Annotated in this window: 9 protein-coding genes; all 9 read left to right on the top strand. The window is 32.3% G+C overall.

Annotated elements, in window-relative coordinates:
* Positions 1 to 888 (top strand): RluA family pseudouridine synthase (locus tag RCH56_RS07040; RefSeq protein WP_306484272.1); only part of this gene is annotated, 888 nt, incomplete at its 5' end.
* On the top strand, positions 888 to 1,790 hold the full coding sequence (locus tag RCH56_RS07035; RefSeq protein ID WP_306484271.1) for an ROK family protein: 903 nt from the start codon (positions 888 to 890) through the stop codon (positions 1,788 to 1,790). The genes RCH56_RS07040 and RCH56_RS07035, both read left to right, overlap by 1 nt.
* Entirely contained in the window at positions 1,780 to 2,478 is a 699-nt protein-coding gene (locus tag RCH56_RS07030) for a response regulator (RefSeq protein WP_306484270.1), read from the top strand. The genes RCH56_RS07035 and RCH56_RS07030 overlap by 11 nt, the downstream gene beginning before the upstream one ends.
* Positions 2,469 to 3,944 carry a cell wall metabolism sensor histidine kinase WalK gene (locus RCH56_RS07025; protein WP_306484269.1) on the top strand — a complete coding sequence of 492 codons (1,476 nt, stop codon included), beginning with the start codon at positions 2,469 to 2,471 and terminating at the stop codon, positions 3,942 to 3,944. The genes RCH56_RS07030 and RCH56_RS07025 overlap by 10 nt, the downstream gene beginning before the upstream one ends.
* The gene (locus tag RCH56_RS07020) at positions 3,928 to 5,433 is read left to right on the top strand and encodes a hypothetical protein (protein ID WP_306484268.1); all 1,506 of its coding nucleotides are present in this window, start codon (positions 3,928 to 3,930) and stop codon (positions 5,431 to 5,433) included. Before RCH56_RS07025 ends, RCH56_RS07020 begins: the two co-directional genes overlap by 17 nt.
* A 51-nt stretch (positions 5,434 to 5,484) precedes the next feature.
* Positions 5,485 to 6,063 carry an RdgB/HAM1 family non-canonical purine NTP pyrophosphatase gene (rdgB, locus tag RCH56_RS07015; RefSeq protein WP_306484267.1) on the top strand — a complete coding sequence of 193 codons (579 nt, stop codon included), beginning with the start codon at positions 5,485 to 5,487 and terminating at the stop codon, positions 6,061 to 6,063.
* On the top strand, positions 6,060 to 6,530 hold the full coding sequence (locus RCH56_RS07010; protein ID WP_306484266.1) for a metallophosphoesterase: 471 nt from the start codon (positions 6,060 to 6,062) through the stop codon (positions 6,528 to 6,530). Before rdgB ends, RCH56_RS07010 begins: the two co-directional genes overlap by 4 nt.
* Before the next feature lie 10 nt (positions 6,531 to 6,540).
* Positions 6,541 to 6,945 carry a hypothetical protein gene (locus RCH56_RS07005; RefSeq protein WP_306484264.1) on the top strand — a complete coding sequence of 135 codons (405 nt, stop codon included), beginning with the start codon at positions 6,541 to 6,543 and terminating at the stop codon, positions 6,943 to 6,945.
* Between the two features lies 1 nt (position 6,946).
* Complete coding sequence (locus tag RCH56_RS07000) at positions 6,947 to 7,690, top strand: HAD family phosphatase (protein WP_306484263.1); 744 nt, start codon at positions 6,947 to 6,949, stop codon at positions 7,688 to 7,690.
* Positions 7,691 to 7,719 lie beyond the last annotated feature (29 nt).

The raw sequence follows: 7,719 nt of genomic DNA, 5'->3' as shown, positions 1-7,719 counted from the left end.
GAAAATGCTCCTCTATCAGTGATACAGAAAAATATTAGGAAGAAAAACTTCAAGATCAACGATAAGAGGGCGAAGAATGATGATTTTGTATATCCTAATGACATAGTTAAGATGTATATAAAAGACGAGGATTATGATAAATGGATTACAAAAATCGATTATAAACCAAGTGACTTTGATCTTGATATAGTCTATGAGGATAAGAATATAATAATTATGGACAAAAAACCAGGTCTTTTAACTCATAGCTCTTCTAAAAAAGATTACGGAAATAATCTCGTAGATAATATGTTACAATATTTGTACAAGACAAAATCTTTCGACATGTCAGATAGAACTTTCAAACCAGCTATAGTTAATAGGTTAGATAGAAACACAGCGGGACTTGTTATAGGAGCAAAAAATGCTAATAGCTTGAGAATTCTTAACAAAGCAATTAGAGAAAATAATATTGATAAGTATTACCTGACGATTGTAAAAGGCTTTGTAGAAAGGGATTTTACCATAGATACTCTCATCAGTAAAAATGAAAATCGTAATCGCGTCAAAAAATCGAAAGATGGTAAAAGAATTAGGACTAATTTTAAGCCGTTAGATACCAATAAAAAGTATAGTTTGCTAGAGTGTGAATTAATTACAGGTAAGACTCATCAGATAAGATTTTCGTTAAAAGAGAATTCAACACCAATAGTTGGCGATAGAAAATATGGTGATAAAAATACTAATCAAAAACTTGAAAAATTTGGTATTAAAAATCAAATTCTTTTAGCCTATAAGCTTAGATTTTCAAAAATCGAAGGATTGGAATATTTGGAAGGCAAGGAATTCTATTCTGAAAGAAAAGAATCTCTTCTAAAATTAAAGGATAAAATATTTAAGGAGTTGTAATGAGAAAAGTAATAGGGATTGATATCGGTGGAACTAAAATTAATGCTTGTTTAATAGATGATAAGGGTGAAATATTAGAAAGAAAAGAAGTACCTACAAATGCGAATAGAGGTAGAGAGGTAGTTTTAGAAAATATAAAAAATGCTATTTATAATTTGTCTTACAAGGAGGCAAGCGCAGTTGGAATAGGTACCCCAGGTTTTATTGATTCAGAAAACGGGATTGTAACCTTTGCTGGCAATATCAAAGGGTGGACTGGACTCAACTTAAAAGAAGCTGTTGAAGAATTTGTTGATGTTCCAGTCTTTGTTGAAAATGACGCTAATATTGCTTTAATAGCTGAAAAATGGATAGGAGCATGTAAGGATTACGATAATATTGTGATGATTACTCTAGGAACAGGTCTTGGAGGTGCTATTTATACAAAGGAAGCTGGTCTTCTTTCGGGCTCACATTTCCAAGGAGCAGAGTTAGGTCATATGATCCTACATGCAGGTGGAGATCCATGTACCTGTGGACAAAATGGATGTGCTGAAAGCTATTGTGCTGGTAGCGCCTTGACAAAAGGATACAAAAAGCTTACTGGGAAGGAATTGAGCGGTCAAGCCATTTTTGATCTTGTGGAGACAGATGATGATGCAAGGAAAGTCTTGGAAGAGTACCAATCAGACCTAGGGTATCTTTTGACATCACTAAGAAATATATTTGACCCTGATGTTATTGTAGTTGGTGGAGGAGTAATTCATGCCAAGGACGTCTTCTGGGATGGTATGGTATCTAAGTACCAAGAATACTGCAATAAACCTAGTGAAGTTGATATTATCCCTGCTAAGTTTTTAAATAATGCTGGTGTAATTGGTGCAGCTAAGATTGCCTTTGAAAGGGTAAATCATGGAAAATAAGAAAATTTTAATAGTTGATGATGAAGATCCAATTAGACAGTTTATGAAGATCAATCTAGATTATCAAGGTTATCAGACAGTAGAAGCTGCTAGTGGTGAAGAAGCGATTAAAATTTTTGAAAAAGAACAACCAGCCCTTGCAATACTTGATATAATGCTACCAGGTATGAGTGGATATGAAGTATGCGAGAAGATAAGAACTAAGGCTCCTATGACTGGAATAATTATGGTTTCTGCTAAATCACAAGATATTGATAAAATTTTGGGTCTTGAAAAAGGGGCGGATGATTATATCATCAAGCCATTTAATCCACAGGAATTAATTCTAAGAGTAAGATCGCTCATGAGAAGAGTGAACTTAAGCCAGGCAAAGCCAAAGGATGATAGCAAAGATAATTTGACAGATGGACCATTTACACTTGATATTTATGCCAAGAGTTTCTATAAAAATGATAAGGAAATAGATGTAACCCCAACAGAATTTACAATCTTACAGAATTTTATCAAAAATAAAGGCAAGGCCATGACTAGAGATGAGATTATGACTCAAACATGGGGAGAAAATTATAGCAACGATACAAAAATTGTCGATGTAAATATAAGAAGAATTAGAGCTAAGATTGAGGATAATCCTGCAAAACCAGAATTTATAGAAACAGTGTGGGGAACAGGCTATAGATGGAAGTAATTAGAAACGATGAGTTTATAGATAAAGAAATAAAATCCTATAACAACAAAAGTCCAAACGATAGTATTAAATTTAACGTTATCAAAATCGTAATGTTTTTTGTAATTACAGTAGTTATAGGATTTGAAATATTTGCTTATAATAGTATTAGATCTTATTATGAGTCAGCCCTAACTGATTCAATGAAAAATCAGGCGAGAATTAATCAATTGCAATTTAACAATTACATGAATAGATATGATCTTACCGATATTATAATTGGAGATAAAAATATATTTTATAGGTCGAATGATACTCAAGTGCAGATACTAGATAATTCTGGAATTATTTTATTTGATTCCTTAGCATCTGACCTAATTGGGAATACTTTAGAGAGTCCTGATGTTAAATCTGCTATAGAAGGTAAGCAAGAGTCTACAAAATATAAGAGAGAATCTACTGGGGAGAGCGTGCTATCCCTATCTTATCCTTTAGTATCAGCTAATCAGCAAGTTGGGATTATTAGATTAACTTCTTCAATGGATAAAGTAGATAACAGAATTAGCGATGATACTTTCTGGTATGTCATATTTGGAATACTAGTAAGTTTAGCAGCCCTAATTGTTTCTTTTTTTGCTGCATCAAGTTTCGTAAAACCAATAAATGATTTGATCGAGGTTTCCGAGAAACTTGCTTCAGGGGACTATACAGCAAAAGCATATATTAAGGGAAATAACGAGATAACGGAACTTTCAAACACATTAAATAGTTTAAGCGAGAATATCATCATAAGAGAAGACATGAAAAATGACTTTATTTCTTCAGTTTCTCATGAACTTAGAACTCCACTAACATCAATAAAAGGTTGGGCTATAACTCTACAAGCGCCAGAAATACAAAAGAATGAAGACATGATGAGTCAAGGGCTTAAAATTATTGAAAATGAAGGGGATAGACTATCTATGATGGTAGAAGACCTCTTGGATTTTTCAAGGCTATCTTCATCAAGTTTCAAATATGATAAGGAAAAACTAGACATAGTAGAACTTTCAAAGCAAGTTCATACCCAACTTTTCCCTAGAACACAAAGTCAAAATATAGCCTTCAACTTTGTGACTGTATACAAGGAGATTATTGTATTTGCCGACAAAAATAGGATGAAGGAAGTTTTGATAAATATAATTGATAATGCCATTAAGTTTACCTCTGAGAATGGTCAAATTGACCTAATAATAGATCAGGAAGATGGAAATGTTCTTATTACTGTTAAGGATAATGGAGAAGGGATCAAAGAGGACGAGATCGCATTTGTAGCGAGTAAATTCTACAAGGGTTCTTCTTCTAAATCTCAAACTGGTCTAGGTTTATCTATATGTGAAGAAATCGCAAAGGCTCACGGAGGAAAGCTTGTTATTAAGAGTAAATATGGTGTAGGTACATCAGTAACAGTACAGATTCCGAGGTTTGAAGATGAAGAAAATTTGTAGATTAATAATACTATTAGTTTTTATCATAGGCTTATCATCATGTACTAACACTAAGAGCGAAGAATTAAATTATCTAATACAAATGCCAAAGCAGGAGTCGCCTTCTATTATAGGCACATGGAGGGTGAAGGAGGTAAAGAGTAAGAGTGATGTATCCGAGGAACAAGTCCCTAAAGTTGACGATTTAGTATATATTGACCAAAACCTTGTAGCTATAGGCGATTCATATGCCTTTCCTCCAGCATTTTCATCTAAATATGTGAACTTGTCAAAATATCTTAAAAATAGAGGTATAGACAATATAAAAGTTGATAAAGACAAAAATTCTGTAATAATTAACGCTTCCCAGGGCCAGTTATTTTCAAGAGATTTTATAAAACAAAGTGAAATATCTATGTTCTATATTGTAAATGACAGCTTGATCGTCTTGGAGAAAGTCTCCAATAAAGTTGATTCAAAAATATTAAACAGCTACTCTAAAAAGGCAAGCAAGGAAAGGATGACAAATCCAGAAGGCGAAGAAGTAGCAGAAGATCAGGCATTAACCCTAGGTGTCAGGGAGAGAATTGATGAAAATAGTGATTATGTGTCCTATAATTATTACACCTATATGATAAGAATCAAGGATGATGGTGATATTTCTTACAAAAAGGCTTACAATATTTTTGTAAATAATAAGGACGAATACTGGTCAATTAATACGAATAGCAATAACATAACAAATAATTATGACGAAATCTTAGCTTTTCCTGTTAGAATTAGGCAAAAGATGTCTGATCCTTCTACCAGAATGAAATACTCCTGTAAAGATATCAATCTTAACTTGCGTATAAACTATGTTTCTGATGAATTTATATCAATAGACTATACTAATCAAATGAACGATAATCCTATAAGGAAGTATGCAATTCTTGAAACTAAGAACTTAAAAGATGGTAAGTTTCTATCTCTTAAAGAATTTACTGGTGAGGAAGATTCTGATTTAATTTTCAAAGAAAAAGTTTTGGATGAGGCTAATTCTAGTTTTAAGAAATTTGATGAAAAAAATATTCCGTTTGATAACACGAATTTTGGTATAATCAGAAATCAAGGACAATGGATATTCCAATCTTCTATCTTTACTGGAGATGGAGAGGAGTTTGAACAAAACTTTTTCCCAATTGAAATAGCAATAGGTAGCCAAATGCTAAATAAGAAGACTAACAAAGATAATAAAGTTTCTCTGACTAGAGATCAAGTTAGAAATATTAATCCGCAATTTAAGGACTATCACATATTATCTAATGGAAAGTATATCTTAATACAAACTCCAGATGAGATTTTGATTCATAAAATAAAAGATAGCTTGATAGAAAAGAATCCTATATTTTCTATACCTACTATGAATTCTACCACAATCGTATCTATCGATGAGCAATCTGCAAGTTCTGCCGAAAATCTAGAGTCAGCTTTTACTAACTACAACGAAATATTAGAAGAGCAAGATTAATTCACTTGACTAAGTCTAAGTTTTTCTGTTATTATTTTATAAGGGGAGTATATGGAATTACTATTTGCGACAGGCAACAAAGATAAATTGATAGAAGTTAAGAAGATGCTAGCTAATGATTCGATTAAGATGCCAATAGAGATTGGAATCAACGATTTTGATGTCGTTGAAGATGGCAAGACCTTAGAAGAAAATTCATATAAGAAGGCTTATGAGCTTTATAAATTAACTGGTAGAGCAGTATTTGCTGATGATACCGGACTTTTTGTAAAAGCAATAGATAATAGGCCTGGCGTGTATTCACATAGATACGCATCAGCTAATGCTACTTATGAAGATAACCGTAAGAAGTTACTAGAAGAATTGTCTGATAAAAAAGATCGAAGTGCCTACTTTGAAACAGTGATTTCATATATAGACTCAAAAGGAGAAGTCTTTCATTTTACAGGAAGGCTTGATGGTTATATTAGCGATATAGAAAAGGGTGAGGGAGATTTTGGGTATGATAAAATTTTTATACCTGAAAACACAAAACAAAGTCTTGCAGAGCTAACCATAGAAGAAAAAAACCAAATATCACATAGGGCAAGAGCAATGGAGAAATTCAAGGAGTTCTTAGGTGAGAAATGAAAATTTTAGTAACAAGTGATACTCATGGGATGTATGATGCAATAAGCGATTATATACTAACTCATGATGACATAGATTTATTAATTCATGCTGGTGATGGCCTCGAAGATGTAGAAAAAATTTACTACGAGACTGGGATAGAACATTATGCTGTGAAAGGAAATAATGATTTCTTTATAGATGAAGATTATGACAAAGTAATCAATATCGGAGATAAGAAAATTTTTCTAAGCCATGGTCACAGGTATAGTATCGATTTTACCTATGAGAAGATATTAGAAAAAGCTAAAAGGGAATCTTGTGATATCATTATATTTGGTCACATTCACAAATACGTAAACGAGACCAAAAATGGTGTGCTTCTTCTAAATCCTGGATCTCCTTACTTGGCTAGAGATGGATTCTATGGTTTTGTTATATTAGAGATTGATGATAAAATAAAGATAAATAGGGTTGAGTTAAACTAAGGGAGGACTTATGACTGGATTAATTAATTTGGTTTCCCAATACTCATCTAGGCTTGCAATAGTACCGGTTGTATCTTTCATTATGGCGGCAATATCAATAGTTATTTATTTCATTAATAAAAAAAGGATTGTCAAATTCATTCCTTCAATTGCATTAGCTGCGTTGGCATTAATTATTGGAATAATTTCTATTACGATTTTTACAAGTGATACAGGTTTGAATATGGCTTGGATTGCTATATTTTTGGGTTCTGCTTCCATAGTAGGTATAATAGTTTGTTTTCTTATAGAACTTGTAGTAGACATAAGAAGTCAAGTAGAAGTATTAGAATCTAACGATGATAAAAATTCATCTAAAGAAAGAGTAGCCAAGAAGAGAAATTTTATGAAAAAACCGGATAAGAAGGAAAAATAGAATGAATAAAAGAACGGCAGCGTTTTTTGATATTGATGGAACTCTTTTCAGAAATTCGCTTTTAATAGAGCATTTTGTAAAGCTTACAGAAAACGAGATTCTTCCAAAAGAGATCTGGACTAATGAGATAGGCCCATTGTATGAAAAATATCAAAATAGACTCGGAGCTTACGAAGACTATCTAGATAGGGCAGCTTTAGTCTATCAAAAAAGCATGATAGGTCTAGATAGGGATATTATAGAGAAATATTCAAAGCTCGTCATCGAAGAAAACAAAAATAAAGTTTATATGGTTACGAGAAAGGCTGTCGAAAAGCATAAGATGCGAGGTGATTTGATCTTTTTTATTTCTGGATCACCAAATTTTCTAGTGGATCATTTCGCCAATTTCTATGGAGCAACAGAATCTATATCAACTGACTATGTTTTTGATGAAAATAATAAATTTTCAGGTAAAGTAATTCCTATGCGGGATGGCAATAGTAAACTTTCCGCTATAAAATACTTGGATGATAGATATGAAATAGACTTAAATAATTCTTTTTCTTATGGTGATACTAATGGGGATATAACTATGTTTGAAATGGTGGGCAATCCTCATGCGATAAATCCGAGCTATGAGCTTATTGATAAGATTTTATCTAGAAAAGAACTTAAAGAAAAAGCGGTTATCAATATAGAAAGAAAAGATGTGAATTATAATTTTAGACTAAGAGATATGGTCGTAGAATTTATAAAGTTTTAAATTTTTGATGGATATTATTTTATTATAAA

It is taken from the genome of Anaerococcus sp. (genome assembly GCF_030825785.1).
Classification (GTDB): domain Bacteria; phylum Bacillota; class Clostridia; order Tissierellales; family Peptoniphilaceae; genus Anaerococcus.
This window is presented reverse-complemented; position numbering and strand designations above follow the sequence as displayed.

What these genes read in the sequence shown, in the direction of transcription:
- RCH56_RS07035 (WP_306484271.1), top strand. Translation starts at nt 888, where the DNA reads ATGAGAAAAGTAATAGGGATTGATATCGGTGGAACTAAAATTAATGCT.
- RCH56_RS07030 (WP_306484270.1), top strand. Translation starts at nt 1,780, where the DNA reads ATGGAAAATAAGAAAATTTTAATAGTTGATGATGAAGATCCAATTAGA.
- RCH56_RS07025 (WP_306484269.1), top strand. Translation starts at nt 2,469, where the DNA reads ATGGAAGTAATTAGAAACGATGAGTTTATAGATAAAGAAATAAAATCC.
- RCH56_RS07020 (WP_306484268.1), top strand. Translation starts at nt 3,928, where the DNA reads ATGAAGAAAATTTGTAGATTAATAATACTATTAGTTTTTATCATAGGC.
- rdgB (WP_306484267.1), top strand. Translation starts at nt 5,485, where the DNA reads ATGGAATTACTATTTGCGACAGGCAACAAAGATAAATTGATAGAAGTT.
- RCH56_RS07010 (WP_306484266.1), top strand. Translation starts at nt 6,060, where the DNA reads ATGAAAATTTTAGTAACAAGTGATACTCATGGGATGTATGATGCAATA.
- RCH56_RS07005 (WP_306484264.1), top strand. Translation starts at nt 6,541, where the DNA reads ATGACTGGATTAATTAATTTGGTTTCCCAATACTCATCTAGGCTTGCA.
- RCH56_RS07000 (WP_306484263.1), top strand. Translation starts at nt 6,947, where the DNA reads ATGAATAAAAGAACGGCAGCGTTTTTTGATATTGATGGAACTCTTTTC.